This window comes from Pedobacter sp. W3I1, assembly GCF_030816015.1.
Lineage (GTDB): Bacteria > Bacteroidota > Bacteroidia > Sphingobacteriales > Sphingobacteriaceae > Pedobacter.
The window spans coordinates 4135393-4156642 of the sequence record NZ_JAUSXN010000001.1; the positions used below are offsets into that span (position 1 = coordinate 4135393).

The 21250-nt window shown below is 39.5% G+C and carries 12 protein-coding genes; 1 reads left to right on the forward strand and 11 read right to left on the reverse strand.

The genetic code is table 11. The features are described from left to right. Positions 1-17 precede the first annotated feature (17 nt). The 9 genes from QF042_RS16930 to QF042_RS16970 all read right to left on the reverse strand — a co-directional run bounded on the left by QF042_RS16930 (position 18) and on the right by QF042_RS16970 (position 17998). The gene (locus tag QF042_RS16930; RefSeq protein WP_307530497.1) at positions 18-3251 is read right to left on the reverse strand and encodes a SusC/RagA family TonB-linked outer membrane protein; all 3234 of its coding nucleotides are present in this window, start codon (positions 3249-3251) and stop codon (positions 18-20) included. A 29-nt stretch (positions 3252-3280) separates the two neighbouring features. Next, positions 3281-4714 (reverse strand): fasciclin domain-containing protein, encoded by a 1434-nt coding sequence (locus tag QF042_RS16935; protein ID WP_307530499.1) that lies wholly within the window; start codon positions 4712-4714, stop codon positions 3281-3283. A 32-nt stretch (positions 4715-4746) separates the two neighbouring features. Then, positions 4747-6561 carry a fasciclin domain-containing protein gene (locus QF042_RS16940; RefSeq protein ID WP_307530501.1) on the reverse strand — a complete coding sequence of 605 codons (1815 nt, stop codon included), beginning with the start codon at positions 6559-6561 and terminating at the stop codon, positions 4747-4749. Between the two features lie 10 nt (positions 6562-6571). Then, a complete protein-coding gene (locus tag QF042_RS16945; RefSeq protein ID WP_307530503.1) occupies positions 6572-8035 on the reverse strand; it encodes a RagB/SusD family nutrient uptake outer membrane protein in 1464 nt (487 codons plus the stop codon). Between the two features lie 10 nt (positions 8036-8045). Next, positions 8046-11321, reverse strand: coding sequence for a SusC/RagA family TonB-linked outer membrane protein (locus QF042_RS16950; RefSeq protein ID WP_307530505.1), 3276 nt, complete (start codon positions 11319-11321; stop codon positions 8046-8048). Positions 11322-11327: 6 nt separating this feature from the next. Next, a complete protein-coding gene (locus QF042_RS16955; RefSeq protein ID WP_307530506.1) occupies positions 11328-13553 on the reverse strand; it encodes a fasciclin domain-containing protein in 2226 nt (741 codons plus the stop codon). Between the two features lie 440 nt (positions 13554-13993). Further along, positions 13994-15352, reverse strand: a complete 1359-nt coding sequence (locus tag QF042_RS16960) for a hypothetical protein (protein ID WP_307530507.1) — start codon at positions 15350-15352, stop codon at positions 13994-13996. A gap of 26 nt (positions 15353-15378) precedes the next feature. Continuing rightward, a complete protein-coding gene (locus tag QF042_RS16965) occupies positions 15379-16761 on the reverse strand; it encodes a glycoside hydrolase family 105 protein (RefSeq protein WP_307530509.1) in 1383 nt (460 codons plus the stop codon). Positions 16762-16948: 187 nt separating this feature from the next. Then, the gene (locus QF042_RS16970; RefSeq protein WP_307530511.1) at positions 16949-17998 is read right to left on the reverse strand and encodes an adenylate/guanylate cyclase domain-containing protein; all 1050 of its coding nucleotides are present in this window, start codon (positions 17996-17998) and stop codon (positions 16949-16951) included. Positions 17999-18390: 392 nt separating this feature from the next. On the opposite strand from QF042_RS16970, the gene QF042_RS16975 reads away from it, so the two are divergent. Beyond that, a complete protein-coding gene (locus QF042_RS16975; protein WP_307530513.1) occupies positions 18391-18987 on the forward strand; it encodes a GIN domain-containing protein in 597 nt (198 codons plus the stop codon). Positions 18988-19060: 73 nt separating this feature from the next. Here the strand turns inward: QF042_RS16975 and QF042_RS16980 are convergent, their stop codons facing one another. Then, positions 19061-19285: a hypothetical protein gene (locus QF042_RS16980; protein WP_307530515.1), complete on the reverse strand. Its 225-nt coding sequence runs from the start codon at positions 19283-19285 to the stop codon at positions 19061-19063. A 138-nt stretch (positions 19286-19423) separates the two neighbouring features. Next, complete coding sequence (locus tag QF042_RS16985) at positions 19424-21058, reverse strand: ABC-F family ATP-binding cassette domain-containing protein (protein WP_307530517.1); 1635 nt, start codon at positions 21056-21058, stop codon at positions 19424-19426. Between the last annotated feature and the right edge of the window lie 192 nt (positions 21059-21250).

Sequence of the window (21250 nt, forward strand, 5' to 3'; positions counted from 1 at the left end):
GAGTATATCTTTCTTAATTATAATCCAACTCTAACGCCTAGTTGAAACGACCTGAACTGAGGTTCAAGTGTGGTATCTACGCCCTGACTAAATAAAGTTCCGGAGTTGCTAAATTCCGGATCATAGCCTAAGTAATTGGTTACGGTAAACAGGTTATTAGCAGTAGCATAAATTTTTGCGTACTTAATGGCTTTCAGTTTTAAGGGTACATTATAGGTTACATTAACGGTTCTCAAACGTAAATAAGAGCCATCTTCTATCCAGCGGTCAGAAAAACGGGCATTCCCTACCGGATCGCCATAGGTCGCTTTCGGTACCGATGTAACCTGTCCATCACCTTTCCATCTGTTATTAATGTTTGGCGTTTGATTGTAATAAGTGCTTCCAGATTCTAACTGGGCTCTGGTATAATTGTAAACATCGTTACCACTAACAAAAGTGATCAAGGCATCTAAACTCCAGTTTTTGTAGGTGAAGGTGTTGTTAAAGCTTCCAAATAAATCTGGATTTGGGTTACCAATAACGGCACGATCGGCATCATCAATTATTTTATCGCCATTGCTATCGGTAAATCTAACATCGCCTCCCGTAAATGGTACCAGCGCCCCCAAACTGTTGCGGCTGGATAAACCTGAGGCTGCGGCCTCTGCATTGGTCGTATAAACCCCGTTGGTTTTATAGCCATAAAACTGATTGGCCGACTGACCAACCTGACTGATATAAGCACCACCTGCATAACTGGTTACAACCGAATTCCCATCAGGTAAACTGGTCATTTTATTGGTCGAAGTACCAATGGTTAAACCCGCATCCCATTTTAATCCTTTATTTAAAATCCGGCCGTTTAGGGCTAAATCTAAACCATTCGTCTGCATACCACCATTATTGTTGATAAAGGAAGCTGTACCGGTAACAACACTCAGCAACTGATAGCTTAACATATTTTTCGTGCTGTTTCTCCAGTAGTCTAAACTGATACTCAGACGCTCACTAAAAAAGGAGCCATCTATACCGGTATTAAACTTGCGTACGGTTTCCCATTGGAGATTCGGATTGGCAAAATTGCCGGTTACGATCCCCCTAATACCCAATACATTCTGAGAGGTATAATATTTTCTGGCAGTATAATTTCCTACATCATCATTTCCAACTAAACCATAGCTCATTCTTAATTTCAGGAGGTCAACCCGGTTTAAATTTCGCATAAATTGCTCTGAAGAGATGATCCAGGCGGCACCAATGGCGGGTAAAACGGCATAACGACTCCCATTAATCCTCAAACCATCGTCGAAGTTTAAGAAACCCTGACCGGCCTTTGTGCCAAAGCGTGAAGAACCATCAACGGCCATCGAAAAATTAGCCAGGTATTTGTCGGCATAACTATAATTTGCAGACAGGTAATTGTTTAGTGTACGCCATTTCCCAATATCACCGCCAAATGTTCTAAAAGCAGCATTACTGTTCCCAATACTAATCAGTTCATCTGTTGCAGAGTTAAAACCCAAAGCATAATCCTGTTCACTTTCGCTCTGCGAGTAACGTGTTCCTACAATTGCATGTAGTTTGCTGTATAAACCGAAAGATTGATCGTAAGTTAAGCGCAGATCGTTAAACACATTAAAAAATCTGCCTACTTGTGTACCTAAACGGCTATCGCCTACATAATTGGAAAGCGTATCGTTGGTTACTCCTTTTCGTGGAATAAAAAGCGTTTCCTGTGTTTTATCGTAAGTTACCCCACTTAGGTTAGATAATTTAAAGTTTTTGTTGAAAGTAAAATCGAAATTGATGTTACCATAAAATCGGTAAGCCTTTTTCAAATTTTGTCCTTTCTCAATTAAAGCTCTCGGATTACTCACCTGTAAGGTATCGTAATCGGCTAAATTTGGTGAAACGGCTCCGGTTGAATTTATTTCATTCCTGGCCATAAAAGGCGATTTAACCAAAGCTAAAAACAGCGGATTGGTTACTGGAGCAATTCCCTGGTCTTTTAAACGCTGCTCGGTGTAGGTAAACGATAAACTGGTGCTTCCCTGCAATTTTTTAGTCAGATTTAAATCACTATTAAAGCGTGTGCTGTATTTCAAATTATCGGTACTATCAATTACGCCCCGATCTCTGGCATAAGCAGCAGAAAGAGCATACTTGGCAATATTATCACCCCCGGTTACCTTTAAAAAATAATTCTGGTCGAAACTGCTTTTTAATACCTCATTCTGCCAATCGGTTTCGTTGTGGTATTTAAAATAATCGGGATTGGTTGCACTATCATTCATATAAGGCTTTGCGGCAATAGCGCTATTGCTCAAACCCTGGCTTTTTAAGATATCTGAAAGGTATAACCTGTAATCAGCAGCCCCCATTACAGGCAGGTTTTTAGGTTTGAAATTGAAACCTGCATAGCCAGAAAAATCGATATTGGTGGCCAGGTCGTGTGCACGGTTGGTGGTAATTAATACCACTCCATTTGCCGCCTTTACGCCATAAGTTGCCGCCGAAGCTGCATCTTTAATGATACTGATGTTTTCAATATCCCTGACATCTATAAATTGTAGCGGGTTGTTAACATGACCTTTAATAAGCGAAGTGCCATAATTATTGGTATCGAAAATCATTCCATCAACCACATATAAAGGCTGATTTGTAGCATACAAAGAGTTAAACCCTCTGATGAGCACATCGGCACCCACACCGGGTGTTCCGGAGCGCCTGGTAACTTTAACTCCTGCTGCCCTGCCCTGAATGTAACTCATTACACTTTCAGAGTTACTGGCCCAGTTGCCTTGCAAACTGACATTACTGATGGCAGGGATTGCCCGTGCCTGAGAAATTGTGCCGATTGGGGTAACTACTTCGTTGTAAACCGAGGTAAATGACAAAGGGTAAAGTTTGGTTCTGATTTCTTTTTCTTTGTAAACGGGTAACACCTTAGTCTGGAAACCATTACCTGAAATAATAATGCTGGCCTTATAATCGGGTACGACTACAGTAAACCTTCCTTTTTCGTCGGTAATGGCAGCGTTGAAACCAGTAACAGTAATATTAATTCCCACTAAAGGCTTATTGGTATTCCCATCGAGCACAACTCCCCTGATCTTTTCGCCCTTTACTGCCCGGACTTTTACTTTTACGGTAGTGGTATCTGTTTCGGTTTTCATCGAATCCACTTCCTGTGCCTGTGCAGCTAAGCCAAACACCAGTAAGCAAATTAATATGCCCCAAACTTTTTTTATCGTTGTAAAATTATACATAGTATTTTTTTTGAAAGCAAGATTCATAATTAAGGTAAAACTGGTTCGAAGCGGAGATAATCCAATATGAGTGTACTTACATTTACACTCGTACTGTTTGCAGCGGTTAACCTCACCTGAAAATTGCCAAACTGTGCTGGCGTATATTCTCCTAAATAGGTTTCGTTATAGGTTAAGGGATTTACCAGATGGGTATAAAACAACGTATAACTTACTGTGGCAGGGTTAAAAAAGAAATAACGCTGCGTAAATGCCGCCACCTGCGGATCGCCCGGCAAACCAGAAATGGCCCTTGCGTAAACTTTGTATTTTACCACTGGTAAATTGGCTTTGACATAGAACACCCCAAACTCTGCATACTTGTGATCGTAAACCTCAATATCGTTAAAGGTTTTTCCTAAATTATCAAGCTTTGTACGGTATAAAAGTGTTCGTGCAGCACTAATGAACTGTGGTTTTTCGCCCTCGATTTTAAATTCAGGTATTTTATCTTTTAAACGGAAAGGCAAAGCATTTACCACATGTACCATCCCGTTACTTGCACGGTATGAGCGAATGATATTGGCTTTATTGATTGGTACTTTTACACCTTTTAAAGAAATAAGTGTATCTGGCAGTTTTTCAATTGGATAAACACCCTTTATGGTTAAATCTTTAACCATAAAGAACGAAGCATTTAAATTCGGATCTACACTTGGGTAATAGGCAGCGAGTTTTGAAGATTCGGCTGTAAAAGCAGCATCCTGCAATATAAAATAAGTGTATTGCTGACTTTCATCTCTCAAATCGGCTACATTTACCCAATAAGTATTTCTGGATATCATTGGCGGATTAGGTGCAAAAATTGGATTACCTAATGCGTTATAACCAATAACAATAGCGTTTGCGGTATCGATAACGGTAACCGACAGGTTATTAATGTAGTTCTTTTGCAAAGCCCCATCAGTACTGCTCAGCATGTAATCCCAAATATTCTGTTTGGTTGGAACAGCTTGATCTACGGTATACAATACCCCGTTTTTTACAAACTGGCCAGCGCCAGCAACACTGCCTTCTTCGAATTTAGTGCTGGTAAAAACACCAAACTTATTATTAAGCAGTTTTAACCTTGTGGTATCGCCTTCTTTATTTAATGGATAAGTAGACAGTGCAATATGGTTGGCCACAAAATCTTTCAATTTTACGGGATCAGAAACAATTGCAGCATCTAAATTGGCTAAAGCCTGATTGGTTGGTGCCCAAACCGTATAATTTTGTGCACCTGCAAGCACCTTATCATAACCTGTAGTTTTAACATAACCGTTAAAAATGCTTAGGCTGGCCTGGGCATCGAGCTTTTGAGCAAGGTCTAAACTGTTATCTACATTGGTAAGCTCGTTATGCAGTTCCAGGTTATCTTTACAGGAATATAAAACTGTACTGATACTGAGCAGGGCAACGTATATTATATATTTTCTAGTCATTATTTATATTATTAGTTCTATGGCTCAATTGGTTATGGGCGTTTATAAATCAGACCCGACGGACTAAATCTTGGATAGTTCTGATCATCGTCAATTGGAATAAAGTGAATCATATCCATATTCATAATCCCGCTTCCATTACCACGCAGCGTAGTAAACCTTACCCAGTGTTTATCTGTTGTTTTAATATCGACTACCCCAGCCAATTTCCCGACCATAACCGACCATAAATTATTTTGTGCGATGGGCTGTAAACCATTTACACCATTACTTACTTCGGCAGTGGTAGCCATGTAGCGTTTAAAACCGTTGGTTAACATTAACCCATCTGCAGAAGGCAAAGCAGCATTGGCGGTAGGCACACCAGAACTGGTTAATGTTTGGGCAAAATCGACCAGGTTTGGCAGTAACTGTTCTTGTGTTGTGCCCACATCTACCCCAACCTGTGTAAGCGGTCCGGAGCCATTGTAGGTATAACAGATCCAAACTTTGTATTTACCTTTTACCAGCATAGGAGTTCTGATTTCCATCCAGATAGAACGTAAAGTATTACTGGTGGTTGGGTTAAACTGAATTACATCTCTGTTGGCATAACTCCTACCATCAGATGCACCGATTGGTGTTGACGATACGGCATAAACAGGACCAATTGTGCCTGCTCTGTAAGCATCGAGCCTGATGCCTGCTGTAATTAACTTTCCATTTTGTAAAAGCTGAATGGTTTGTCCGGGTGCCCGCCAGGCAGCCAGTAATTTTAGTTCCGGCTGATCGCCAATATCGAAGAAAACACCTGTAGGTACCCTTGGTTTAATTTTGTAAAAACCTTTCGATTCGTGTAAAACCCCATTTGAGGTGGTAACATTACTAAAAGTTCTGTTTACTTCTACGCCGGGTTCAATTACGCCGTTAAATTCATCATCATTTAATAAGATTTTCGTTCCCACTAATTTTGTGGTTATAATTTCACTAGGCACTAATGTTGCCAGTGAAGGCGAAGAAACAATATCTGGTGTATAACTTGCCCCTGTTGAAATATGGTAAGCTACATACATCCACAAACTATCGGCATGGCTTTTCGGATTGCCTGTTTTTGAAAGTTTGGCTTTTAAAGCAGCGTAATTGTTAAAACCTGCAGCTTGTAATGCCGAATCGGATTCTAGAATTACCGTCTGAAAACGACGTGTAGTGTCGGGAATTACAGCTTGTACATAGTTTAACGAGTCGTAAAAACCGGTTTCTTTTAAGGCCTGGGTAAAAATGCTATACCTGTTATTGCCTTCGATGGTTGAAGCCAGTGTTTTAGTTGAAGGGATTAACACATGATCGATAACGTGGATAATTCCATTGCCTACGCGAACGTTCGACTGGGTAATCAATGCCTGTTTGTTGATGATATAACTACTTACGCCGTCTTTAAAGGTAACGCCTGTTTGCAGATACTGACCATAAAGGGTAATCTGCGTTAACTTACCATCGGTAAATTTACCTGTGGCAACGGTATCTGGTAAAACGTGGAAACGAACAACGTCTTTTAGCTCTGCGGCTGATAATTGATCGACTGTTGTTTTATTTAAACTTTTCAACCAATCGTTCACTGCATTGTTATCGGGCGTAAACATGGTATATTTACCATAAGCTGCCAAATATCCTTTTGTACCCGATCTTTCTAAAATTTGGGTAAACAAAGAAAATTTATCGGGGTTTTTTTCCAAAAATCCGGTAATGTTTACATCGTCAGTGGTACTTAATGTTAAACTTTCTCTTTTACAGGCATTAATCACGAAGATTATCAATGCGCTGAATATGACCAAATAGGTAATTTTCCGGATGTCTAATTTCATTTTCATATCACTTATTCTATTTAGTATAAAATGGATTTTGTACAAGATTAGGATCTGTAAATAACTCACTTTGATAAATCGGCAAGTAATGGCTATTGGGATCTCTAAATTTGGTAATGGCCGATTGTTGAAGTGTAGGCGATACTGTTTTGGCTGCAAGATCTAACAGAATATCAATGCGGCTATAGTTATTGCGTTTGGCATTGCGTAAAAGATCGAACCATCTTTTGCCTTCAAAAGCAAATTCTCTGGCACGTTCGGCCAAAATATAATCGCATAAAGCTTCTGTTTCTGAAGGGTCTACAGTAGATTTTGTAGCATTTACAGCGTTACGTCTTAATCTCAGTTCATCAACCAATGCCAAAGCTTCTACACCGCCGCCGGTTAAAGCCAATGCTTCGGCTTTAATCATCATGATATCGGAATAACGATAAGCCTGCCATTTTACATAAGATGGATTTTCTATGCCATATTTTTGGATGGTAAAAGCCGAATTATAATAAGATCCTGGTCGGATGTCATAGTTATTATCCGGATCAACATCATCCGGAATAAAGATTTCGGTACTCAAAAATGGGGAACCGATAAAACGTCGTTTGCTATTTACCAATAAATTATAAAATGGGTTTTCTATCGCCTGGTCAAATTCAAATATGGTTTCGATGGATGAACCTTTAAAAAACACATTATTGTACCAGCCAGCTGCGCCAACCAAGGCAAATCTTTGCGAACTGATGATTTTATTACACTCGGTAATACAGTTCGGATAATCTTCCATCCACAGGTACACATCGGCTAACAAAGCGTTTACGGTAAATTTGGTTACCCTTCCCTTATCAAACCTGGTGCTACCATAAGTGGTAACCGCTCCTTGTTCTGCTTTTTTTAAGTCGGCAACAATCTGTTTTAAAATATCAGCCTGTTTGGTTTTTGGCAGATCCTGTAAATCGGTATCTTTTACGGTGGCGGTTAATTTTAATGGTACATCTCTAAAAGTACGTAACAGGTAAAAATACATTAAGCTTCTTAAGGTAAGTGCTTCTGCCACGTAACCGTTTAATGCTGCATCAGTAAAAGTGGGGTCGGTAGCTTTAACGCCAGGAGCAAAATCGAGCACCGTATTGCAATAGTTAATGGTACGGTAAAATGCTGCCCATCTTGCAGTTGTATTATCCTGGGTAATATTTACATTAATAATATCCGTTTCTTCTGTCGTAATACTAGGTCCGCCAGCAATCATATCGGCCCTAAGCTCGCCATACATAAACATGTACTCCAATAAAGATTTATCACCAATACCCGGAGGAGGCGCCAGTAAAGAGGTGTAACAACCAGAAACTGCTGCTAAAACATCTTCTTTCGTTTTCCAGAATTCCTGTCTTGTAATCCCATCTCTGGGTTGAAGATCGAGCCATTTGTTACACGAGCTGCTCATCACCAGCATCATTACTAAACAAGCGCTATATAAAATATTTTTCATCAGTTTTGAATTAAAAGTTAGCAGTTAAACCGAAAGTAATTGTCTTAATTGGCGGTGTAGTAGAGTTATCTATCACCGTGTTCGATCCATTTAATTTAATTGGCACTTCAGGGTCCTGACCAGTATATTTGGTAAATGTTAAAATATTCTGAACGGTAAGATTGGTGGTAAGCGATTTCATACCCAATCTCTTCATAAAGGTTTTGCCAAAATCGTACCTTAACACCACCGAGCTCAATCTTAAAAATGATCCATCTTCAATGTATCGGTCGGAACCTAAAAAGTTATAGCCTGTACCATACATCGCCCTTGGCATATCGGTAACATCTCCTTCTTTTTTCCACCTGCGCAATACAGCTGTACTTTGGTTATTAAAACCATACATATTGGTGGTGCTAATTTTAGTGCCGTTAATAATATCGTACCCGGTACGGAAAGTGAAGTTAAAGCCTAAACGAAGGTTTCCGTTGATGGTTAGGTTAGATCCAAATCCGCCTGTTAGTTTCGGGTTACCGTTACCCAGGTACACAATATCTTTATAATCGATGTTCCCGTCATGGTTAATATCTTCATACATGGCATCCCCCGGCTGGAAAACATAATCGATTGATGGATAGGCAAAACGCATATAAATTTTATCGCCGTTCGGCCCAACAATCTGGTTTCCATTCTCATCCAATGCAACTGTTGCGTTTTTATCAGGATATACTCCTTTGAATTTGAAGCCATAAAACGACCCGAAAGGATTATTTTCCTGCACAAATACTTTGTATACATTGTTGCTGGTTACTTTAGCTTTGTTTTCTCTTGGATATAAAGGTGAAACCTCACGGATCACATTTTCATTATGCGCAATATTGAAAGAGAGGTCTAATCTTATCTTTTTCTTTTTAATCACGGTGGCATTCAGGTTTACCTCCCAGCCCTGGTTATCCATTGTACCCACGTTCATATCAACCCCACCATAACCGTTATAACTCGGCACCTGTAAACCCGGATAAAACAGATCGGTTGTACGTTTACGGTATAAATCGAAATCGATATTTAAGTTTTTAAAGAGATTCAAGGTAATACCTAGATTGGATTGAGTAACAGTTTCCCATCTTAAATCGGTTAATTCCATATTGGTAGAGTATACCCCGGCATTATCCAGGTAACTAAAACCGTAATTCTGATAAATATTAAAGTAAGAATAATCGTTACGCGGCACGTTACCACTTTTACCGTAACTGGCCCTTAAACTAAAATCATCGACATATTTATTTGCCTTTTTCATAAAAGGTTCGCCAGAGATCCGCCAACGGCCAGAAACTGAAGGAAAAAGACCATATCGGTTAGCGGCACCAAACCTGGAATTACCGTCGCCCCTGATACTACCGTTGATGATGTAACGGTCTAAAAATTTGTATTGAACGTTAGCCAATAAGCCGACCGACCTGGTTTGGCCTAGTGATGAGCTTGCAGAACCTGTGTAATTGGTACGGCTATCAACCGAAGGGTCGGATAAATACGATGATGCCGTATTGGTAGAAAACAAGTACTGCCCGGTTCTGCGGCTATCTTCGCTATCGAAGCGTAAAAAACCTATGATATCGTGTCTATCGTTCAATTTCGGTGTATAGGCCAATGTCATACTGGTGTTCATGGTAAATGAATCGCCATCAGCATCTGAAGCTGTATTCACAACCGATTCGGTGTAAGGGCGGCCTGTTGCAATTTGAGGAAGGAAAGTTTTTACCTTGGTGTTGTTAATGTTCACCATAAAACTTCCGTTTAAACGCAGCACACTTGGTAAAATTTCGTACTGTAAACTAAATTTTGGTGTAATACGCTCACCCAATTGGTGGTTACTGCCTGCAGCAGCCATAGCCAATGGATTAAAAGTTCCAGTTACTTTTTTATTGTCAAAATTATAGAGGAAAGATCCTTGTGCTGTTGCCGCAGGGCTGAAGAAGTTTGAAGTTAAATTTCCATACTCATCGTACTCGTAAATGCTCTGGTTAGGCATTTTGGTATAAGCTACATCTCTAACATTTTGTGTAAAAAGTCCGTTCTGATCGATGTGTGTATAAGAAATATCAGAACTAAACCTGATTTTGTTCGATACCATGTAATCTAAGTTTACCCTTGCCGAAACCCGGTTTAAATCGGTGCCAATGGTAGTACCTGTTTGGTTAAAATAATTTACTGAGGCACGGTACCGGGCTTTTTCACCACCTCCAGAAATAGAGAGGTTATGATCTTGCAGGTAACCTATCTTGGTAATGGCTGATAGCCAATCGGTATTGTTGCTATAGTTATAATAATTGTAGGGATCGTTTGGATCATATTGAAATTGTTTTGCATATTCCGAAGTAGAAAACTGACGGCCCGCATTATAATATTCTTCCAAAACAAGTGATGAATATTGGTTACCATTCAACATTGGGATTGGACTTGGTTGTTTAGAATATGAACCTTTAAAGTTATAGGAAATAGCTGGCGGACCAATTGAACCTCTTTTTGTAGTAATAATCAATACCCCGTTTGCTGCTCTCGATCCCCATACTGCCGTGGCTGCCGCATCTTTCAGTACACTAATTTCTTTAATATCAGATGGGGCAATATTTAATAACTGACCATAATTGTTCTCATCAGATGTGGCAAAATTAAAATCAGAAGGAATGGTAATATCGTATGGCATACCATCCAATACAATTAACGGATCGGTAGCACCGTTGATGGAAGATGTACCCCTGATACGGATCTGCATGGGCGCACCCGGATCGCCCGTACTGGCGGTAATATCAACTCCAGCCATACGGCCTTGCAGGGCCTGATCAATCGATGCTGACTGGAGGTCTTCAAGTTCTTTGGCATCGATGGTAACTGTAGCCGAAGTCTGATCGCGTTTATCAATCGTCATACCACTTCCATTATTTGTTTTTGCCCTCGAAACAATCTGAACTTCATCCATCTGGTTATCGGCCGATTCCAATTGAAAATTGATCACTGCCTTATCGATATTAACTGGCGCCGAAGACTTATAACCAATATATGAAACCGATATCCTATAGGTTTTATCTGCTACCGGCAACGAATAATTTCCATCAATATCTGTCGAAACGCCTTTAATTACCCTTTTATCTTTATCAACAATTACAACAGATGCACCTATAATAGGCTGTTTATCTTTTTTATCAATAACCTTACCCTTTACATAGTTAATTTGTTGTGCATGGGTTAGGGATGATACCAACAAACAGCATAGTAAAATAAAAAAACTATAATTATATCTTTTAGTCATCTCGGTTTAGAATTGATATTTTAAATAAGAATTGATTTGGTGAATCACCGTTCTGTTAGATAACACGTTGCTTCTATCGGTTGTACCAAGCAAAACATTAACAGAAGTATTGGTTACATCTCTTAGTGTGAGTGTATTGGTGGTATTGGTAAATACAGTAACCTTAGCCGCATCGCCCGAATCATTTTTAAGCAAACTCTCAAAAGAACCCGTTTTCTGTCCATCGCTTGCTACCGTACTTTTAATAATATGGTATTGAATAAATTTAGCCACCTTGCTAATATCTGCGGCATCTGTTGGCGTATAGTTTGGTGTTCCGTTGGCTAGTTTTGGCAATAATCCGGCGGTTACCGCAGCTTGCATAGCCGCATTGGTTGGGATAAAAACAGTGTAAGCGCTTCCATCGGTAACCCCCTGAATTGCACCTGTTACCGCTGTATAAAGCGTTACGTTATTTTTAAGATATTGAAAGAAAGAATAATAAGGATCGGTTGTTAAAGTACCGTATTTTTCGATATGCTTGCTTACCGGGAGTACCGTATACATGAGTACTTTAGCGGCATAAGCATCAGCACCATTAACAGCTGTGGCAACCGAATCAATCTTAATACTTTTATCTGCAACTGCTGGCAGATCTTCTGTACCTGCTGAAGAGAAAAAACCGTTATTGTACTTAATGTATTCGCCACCCTGAGTTTCCAGAATACCAGCTGTTGTAGCAAAATTTGGTACCGCATGGTCGCCCAATGGGATAATATGCGTTTGCAAGAGTCGCCTTAAAATATTCAGGTCGCCCCTGATAGGTGATGAAGGATAAAAGGGATCGTATGAAAATCCTAAACTGACCAATGTGGCATCAGGAATGGGAATAACAATGTATTTTAAAGAGGCTGTTTTGATCGGAATGGCATAACCCAATACATCAAGCGCCTGTTTCATAATGTAATAGGTAGGATCTAGATTTACTTTTCCGTAAACCGTCGAAAATACATTGGCATTTTGGGCAGCATTTACGCCATAAAACAATCCATTACTTAAAAATTGTTTGTCTACCACATTTGCAGGCGTAAGTTTAGTGGCTTCGCCTAAAAAGCTGTTAACCGTATTAAACTTACTTGGCCATACGGTAGTTCTGTATAAATGAGAATTGATAAAATCCCTGATGATATCGGACCTTAAAGAAAACAGTTCGTTCAGCTGTGCTTTATAATTTCCGGGCTGTAACCTGTTTTTTGCATAGTATTTTAACAGCACCTTTGCATAAGCCTCTACGGCTTCATCAGTTGGTGCAAAAATGGTATACATACCAATCTGTGCATCGTTGGCATCTTCTTTTAGGTAATTTTCGTTATTAGGCGAAAAACCAAGCAATACACTATAGTTTTTAGCGTAAACATTATCGCTCTTACCTGTTAACACCTGGTAGCGATGGGTAATATCAGTATTTAAGTTATAGCTTACATATTTATCCAAAAGGGATTTAAAAGCGCCATACTGCGCCTTAGTGCTGATATACTGATCGATGCTTTGTGGCGGTGTAAGCACCTTATCTACAATATGGATGACGCCATTTTCGGCTACAATATCTTGTTCGATAATTTTTCCCGGGCCAACATTTTTTCCGGTATACTCGGTATTTGGATAAAAATAATTATAATCTAAAGCACTAATGCCAGCAAAAGTGACGAAGGGACTAAGAAAAAAGGGCAGGTTTTTATTATTAAAATCGGTTGGTAAATAAGGTCCGTTACGGTTACCCGCAATTACCTTTATCGCTTTACCATCGTTGTCTACGCCATCGTAAACAAAATCGTAATAAACGGTACGTCGCCTAAAACCAACATTTTTAACAAAACCTTTTGCCGTTAAGTTATCGCTTAAACGTTCTACTTTCTCTCCATCGTAAGTCATTGAATAACGTACAATTGCCGAAGCCAGCGTGGCATTTATTTCGGTTAAGTTGTTCTCAGACATGTAGGTGGTAAAAGCCGCATCTGTTGGTGCAAAAACCGTCCAAGAACCTGCAGTACTTAAAGTTTCTTTATAGCCCGATTTATCTATACAATCTAAAAATCTGGTAAAATTTCCTTTGGCCTGGAGTTGTTGATAAATTGGATCGGCTAATGTTTCAGGACGGCCATAGAACTCATCAAATTCTTTTTTCCGGCAAGCGCTGAGAATGAATATAATCGTTAAATTAACGATTAAAAATTTTTGTAAAATTTTACTCATAGCAATTTCATTGGATAAACGGCCATTAAATACTGGGCAATAAAAAGCTATGGATCTAAATCAATTAGAAATTAAAAATGCGTAAACTGACTTAAAGGGGTGAGTAGATTTTTATTGCATAGAATCGTATTAACGTTCGTTAATTAAATAGTTGGTTAAAAAGTTATTTGGTTAGTGAATTATTTCTTAAATATATAAAGGTGGAACAAAATTTCCATCCTGTACTATCCTGTCTTTTTACTATAAAATATTATCATAAAAAGATTATATCCATATCCAGTATAGGTAAATCGTTTTAAACAAGACTAAGCGCCTTTAAAAAAAAATTAGTCGCGGCATTTCTAATCAAAAAAAATATTAATAGTACAAGAAATAAGACAACATATTAAGGCTATCCTGCAATTCGTAGTTGCATATTATCCAGAATAATGATGCTTTGTTTAATGCTTTTTAGTATCCATCCATGCTTCTGGTATAGAAATTACACAGATATTCATAGAACGATTATCTTTTGATAACATCGCAGATTGAATTTCGATTTTTTTACCATCGGGGCTCATGGTAGGATGCGGATGATCTGCTGCTGTTTGCTTATGTCCTGCCGAAAGCAATTTCATTTCATGTGTTTTCCTGTTAATGAGATAAATGCTTCTCGAAAAATCGTCGCCAACTGCCCACTTGCCATCTGGCGAACCGCTTACATGCCAAAGCCCGCTACCCGTTGGCGTTTGCCCTTCAATTCTCATTTCCCTTGTTCTTAAATTTACAATGGCCAGCCCGGTAGGCTTTTCACGTGTACCCGATGGTCCCCAGGCATTTTCTTGTCCGGGATTAGCACCATTTACCCCAGTTTGCGGCGCAGATACCGCACTTGTTCTGGGTATAGGCCTGTGCCCCATAATGGCCATGGCTACCTCATCTCGCGAAATTACGGCTTCGTGGGTAACCCATTCATAATCGGCCTCCGGATATAACGGCCGTAATCCTGTTCCATCAGCCAATACGGTCCAGGTTCGTTGTGGCGATTTCCCTCCGGTTTCCCAGCAAAAAATAATTTCGCCGGCAAGCCAGGGATTGGTTTGTATATGTCCTATCTGAAAAGGAACGGAAACTACATATTTAATTTCGCCGGTGTGGATATTCATCCCTGCAATACCCGAAGGGCCAGCGCCCATTTTCCGTGGCCCAAAGTTTGGTTCGAGTTTAGTTCCTGCCGCAAGATGTTTAGCCGCTTCTGCCTTACCTACCCTGAAATAAGCCCAGTTTTCGTCACCATCAAGTGCCATATCGCCACCTGCACCAATTTCTTCGGGTGTAGTTCCACAAATGCGTTCATAAGCCGATACGGGTTTCATTTTTCCAGATTTACTATCTGCAAACACCTTAGCCAGATCTACCTCTATAATTTTCACTACGCGTTTGCCCGAATCAATATTCCGCATAAAATAGAGCTTCATCGATTTTCTGGCTACGTTCAACATCCCGGTGTATCCACCTTCGGTAACCTGAATAAGATCTCCCGTTTGCTCATTTACTGCCATTGCCTCTCCTTTAACCCTTCCCGACCGGAAGATGAGCCATTGCCCATCAGCAGTCCACTGGTTATGCGTTTGATAAATCTTCGAATCTCCGGCAGGCGTAGTGGTTAGAAAAGTAAGCACAACACCTGTAACGGGATCTTTGAGCACTTTTCTTTCTGAAGGAAAACGTTTACCTATCTGTGCGTAACCAGGGTGATGATTAAACACAAGCATGCAGGTAAAAACGGCAAAAAGAAATGAACAGGATATATATTTCATCGTTATTTTGATTAAAAGTAGTGTTGTTATTTATACATCTGTACTGAACTATCGTTTATTACGAAGGGGTGTTGTTGTAATAACCGATAAGTTTCTGCTCCCGCCAAAAGCACCGGGCCATAACTATGCGCAGCAAAAACATTTACAGGTCTATAATAGTAAAACGCAGGATCGAAACCCATCCCTGTACCTACGCATGTACCTTCTACCTGACCGTTTGCGTTTATTTTAGTGCTTACGGCATTCCAGGCCAATAGCGCCATAGGGCCGTAAGCTTTGGCATCAAGCCAGCCTTTGTTTACTGCACGGGCAATGCAATAGCTATAAATAGCGGTAGCTGAGGTTTCTAAATAAGAATCGTTACGATCTAAAAGCTGATGCCAAAAACCTGTTCCATCCTGCAAAGCTGCCAGGCCTTTTACATGTGCTTTTAACATTTTCAATAGGTAAGGTCTATCGGGATGGTTTACAGGCAAGGCATCCAGCAGTTCTATCTTGGTCATAAGTGCCCAGCCGTTGGCCCTCGCCCAATGAAACTGGGGATGAGGGTCCATATCCTGAACCCAACCGTGCATATACAAACCTTTTTCCGGGTTAAACATCCGTTCGGCAAATAACCTGTATTGTTTCACTGCTTCGTCAAAATATTTAGCCTCTCCGGTTAACACACCCATTTGGGCAATGGCCGGGAGGCTCATATAAAGATCATCAAGCCATAGTGTATTGGGATGTGGCCTGTTCCTGGCCAGTGTACCGTCTTTCAAACGGAACTCTTTGGTCATGATGTAATTTAAATAATGATCTATAACCGGTCGGAGATCGGCTTTCACTTCTCCTGTTCGTTGGGTCTTAATCATTGCAGCCGCAATAGAACCCGCATCGTCTAATGCATGCGGATCTATGACCGAACGAATAGGTGTTACCGCTCCTTTATTTGTTTTTAAATATTTTTGATAGGCAGAAACAACGGCTGCCAAAAAATTCACCCGCTTAACGGTATATTCCTTAAATTTTTGATCTCCTGTGGCAGTAGCAACCTCTAACATACCGGTATAGGTAACGCCCCATTCGTAACTCGTTAAACGATAGTCTCCAGGTTTAAATATCGAAGTGGAATCTGCTTTCCTTAAATCCGAAACCACTTTTCCCGAAACCTTATCTATCAGTTCGAAAGGGGTCGTTTTATCCAGGTAGTTAAAAACGCGATCCAGCGATACTTTAATATCTGCCATTTTTGTTTCACCATAAGGTGTAACATAGGCTGGTTTTAACAGATGTAGCGGCGAGGTAACATCATTCCCCTTATGTTCTACATATTGAGCAAAAACTGGTACTCCGGCGCACATTGCAGAACAAAGGAATAATATTTTAGATCCCGAAGTTTTAATCAGATTGGTAAAAACAAACATAATAGATGGCTCAAGCTATATCATTGCTCCTAAATGGGAACAAAACATATAGGGGTTTATAAATGGTTAATCAAGCCAATCTATAATAATTTAAAAAAAGAAGCGACCTGCTCTGTCCTGCTTCTTTAGTAAAGAAATTATTACAGTATTTATAGCGCTGTAGTTAAGAGGATTTACAACTTTAAACTTAGCGTGTATAAACAGGCTTTACAGCTACGAGCTGCATTTCTTTTTCCTTGCCGCGGAGTTTAATTGCACCTAACATTTGGGTGGTATAACGGTCTGTTAACTGGAGTTCTTCAATTAGCACTATCGATACCAGCATCTCCTGGTTAAACTCCTTACACATATGCTGGATTCTGGAAGTGGTATTCAGCACATCTCCGGAGTAGGTAATATCCCGTTTTATAATCCCCACTTCGCCTGCTATAATCTTTCCACAGTGAATACCTGCTTTAAAAGAAGGTAGTAAGCCATATTTTTCGTGGTATTTACCCTTCAGAAAAAATAGATGTGCTTTAATATCGAAAAAACAATTGATGCATTTATTGTTCCTTAATCCTTCATCATAACGCCATGCAATTACCACCTCATCACCTACATATTGGTATATTTCTCCCCTATTTTCTAAAATAGGATTGGTAATATCTATAAATATATCTTTTAGTAATTCATGGTATTTTTTATCGCCGAGACTCTCGGCAATGGCGGTTGATGAGTTTAGGTCGAGAAACATAAAGATTCGTGATTCTTCTTTAGGTGTATTGTACTTTCCCCTAATAATATCCCAGAAAATCCCTTGCCCAAACTTACTGTTTATCTGTAGCAGTAACTGTGTAATGGAAACCACAATGGCCCATACCAATCCGTTTTTTAAAAATCTTTTCGAATCGCCCAGTTCATAGAGGCTCAGTATCTCATTTACGATTAAAATAATCCCTAAAAACGATCCTGCTACAATTAAAAGGGTATAACCATAAGGCTTATCGTTGTATTTTACATTTATAAAGAATACCAGTAAACTCCCACCTAACAGTGCCCCAAAAAGACCAATAACTGCATTTAGTACAATCGATGAAATTAAGGTATAACCAGGCACTGGTCCTAAAGAATTTCGGGTATGGAGTACAAGATCCTCAAAAACAGCAATTATAACCCCAGTCATCATCCAGGCGAGGATAATGATGAATAATTGTTGAAATTTCTGCTGTGTCTGGCGATTAATTTTTACTGACATCGTGATTTTTATTCAAAACTACGAACTCAATATACCCTAAATTTTAATAAAATAACGAATACAATCTATTTGTACTTAACGATTTAAATAGCATGGCACCTGCTATTTTCCAGATTGACTTACTGCGCCGAATAAATGATTTTTTGAGGCAACCCGACTTCCATTCAACTTTCCATCCCTAAAAACTGTTCGCTCCCGCACAAGCACTGTTCGGAAATGAACATGCCACAACCAACAATAAACAAAAATAACCAATTACAAAGCGATTAAGGGAACATTTGCTTTTTGGCACCAGCTTGGTTAACCACGAAACTGAATAATATTGGTGCAAACTGATTCTCATTAGCACACCACTATAACCTAACGAATTTAACATTTAAATAAAAAAGACAATGAAAACTTCAATTAAAACACTAATCGCCATGGCATCTGCCGTAATTATCTTAATGGCTATCCTTCCAACAAGCTTAAAGGCAACAGAAAAAACAGAAACAATGTATAATAAGATTCAAAACTTTAGAAAAATTGTGATAAAGGGAAATGTGGAGTTGATGTTGGTGCAGCGACCAACGGTTGGAATAGCTTATGCAGATGATAACGCAGGAAGTACGAAAGTTACCCAGCAGGGAGAAGTGCTCCGCATTACCGGGCTCAGTAAAGAAACATGTAAACTTATTGTTTATGTAAACGAGATTTACCGCATTGAGGCTGATCAAAATGCTGTGGTGAAAACACAAGCAAAGCTCAGCACTAAATTTCTCCAGATCATTCTTAAGGGAAGTGCCTTTGCTGAAATTAACACCAGTAGTGAGGGCTTATATACTGAAATTCTCGATAATAGTACATTAAAACTAAAAGGGAATACCAATCGCCATACGCTGGTAATGGGCAAAGCACCAAATTTAACCATCGATCATTTTGCGGCCACTCAAACAGATGTTAGTCATGTAGGAGCCACTGAGGAAGAAATTGTTGCGCTTGTTCCTTAGCTTACAATAAAAAGGGAAAAGATCCTTAAATGATTCTTTTCCCTTAGTCAATTTCTTCATCCTTCTATCTTTTTCAAAGCCCTGATTGTTTGAGTGCTCTGATTCTTCCTGCCAACAATTTCAATACCGGCTGAGTTGCGACTAAATTAAAACTCCAGATATCATCTGTGATAAAAATAAAATTGCCCTCAAAACTGTAAATGTAGTCCCCTCCTTCTATTCCGATCATCCAGTCCTCTTTTTTCAGATCAGGATAGGTTTGTAAAACCCTCAGGTTGTCATCCTCGGGATACGTCATTGCGAGAAGGCTTTTTTCAGCCGACGAAGCAATCTTTATAGCAGGATCACTAGCAGGAAAGATTGCTTCGTCGTTCCTCCTCGCAATGACGATCTTTCTTATGATATAGGCTCTTCAAAATCAGTGTTGAAACCCTATTTAGCTTTGCTCAATTTCCTTCAGACTATTCATTTTTTTATAGGCTAAAAATCCTTTTATATCTTCAAAGTGTTCGCGAACACGTTTATTACCAAATTCAAATACTTTTTGTGCCAATCCATCCAAGAAATCCCGGTCATGCGATACCAAAATCAAAGTACCATCAAAATCTTTCAATGCATCTTTAATAATGTCTTTGGTTTTCATGTCCAAATGGTTGGTAGGCTCATCCAGGATCAATACATTTACAGGTTCTAACAACAGTTTAATCATGGCTAAACGGGTTTTCTCGCCACCAGAAAGTACTTTAACCTTTTTAGTGGTATCATCGCCACTGAACATAAAGGCGCCTAAAAGGTCTTTTATTTTTATTGAGCCGTCGCTTAACGGAATTTGATCAATGGTTTCGAATACCGTTAGGTTTTCATCCAGCAATGCGGCCTGATTTTGCGCAAAATAGCCAATCTTAGCATTGTGCCCTACTTTTAAACCACCTTCAAAATCAATCTCACCCATAATGGCTTTAATCATAGTCGATTTACCTTCGCCGTTTTTACCAACAAAAGCTACTTTTTCCCCCCGTTCGATCACTATAGATGCTTTTTCAAAAACAACATGATCGCCATAAGTTTTGGTAAGCTCTTCTACCATTACCGGATACTGACCTGAACGTGGCGACGGTGGAAATTTTAACCGCAATGCTGAAGTATCCACTTCATCGATCTCAATTACTTCGAGTTTCTCGAGCATTTTTACACGCGATTGTACCTGTAAGGTTTTAGAATAGGTTCCCCTAAAACGATCGATAAATTCCTGGTTATCTGCAATAAAACGTTGCTGTTCTTCGTATGCTTTCAATTGGTGTACACGGCGCTCGGCACGCAGTTGGAGGTAATGGGTGTATTTGGCCTTATAATCATAAATCCTACCCATGGTTACCTCAATGGTGCGATTGGTAATGTTATCAACAAAAGTACGATCGTGTGAGATTACCATCACGGCCTTTGCCGAATTGATCAGGAAATCTTCCAGCCATTGAATACTTTCGATATCCATGTGGTTGGTAGGCTCATCCAGTAAGATAAGATCAGGTTTTTTTAATAAAATTTTGGCTAATTCAATACGCATGCGCCATCCACCTGAAAACTCTGAAGTTTGACGGGTAAAGTCTTTACGTTCGAAACCCAAGCCTTTTAACACTTTCTCTACCTCTGCATCATAATTGGTTTCTTCAATCGAATAAAACTGCTCACTCAATTCCGATACCCGCTCAATAAGCTTCATATAATCATCACTTTCATAATCGGTACGGATAGTAAGTTGCTCATTCAGCTCGTCAAGCTCTTTTTGCATCTGGTTCACCTCTGCAAAAGCTTTCATGGTTTCCTCAAAAACAGTAACATTATCGTGCGTGAGTAAATGCTGCGGCAAATACGCAATTACAGCTTCTTTCGGACCTGTTACGCTACCAGAAGTAGGTTTAGCTACATCGGCAATGATTTTTAGAATGGTCGACTTGCCTGCACCATTTTTACCCATCAGGGCGATTTTATCATTCTCGTTTATCGAAAAGGTTACATCACTAAAAAGGGTGGTTCCGCCAAATGAAACGGAGATGTTATTTACATTAATCACGATTGGGAATATTAAATTCGCGCAAAGATAAAGGAAAGCGGTTAAATTTTGGCTAGAAGATCATACAAAAAAAGGAGCTTGTATCATAAAGGCGTTTTACCTCAGATGCTGTCATGTTGAGCTTGTCGAAACACCTTAAAGCGTATTTAACAGGTCCTTCGACAAGCTCAGGATGACAAACTATATTATGAC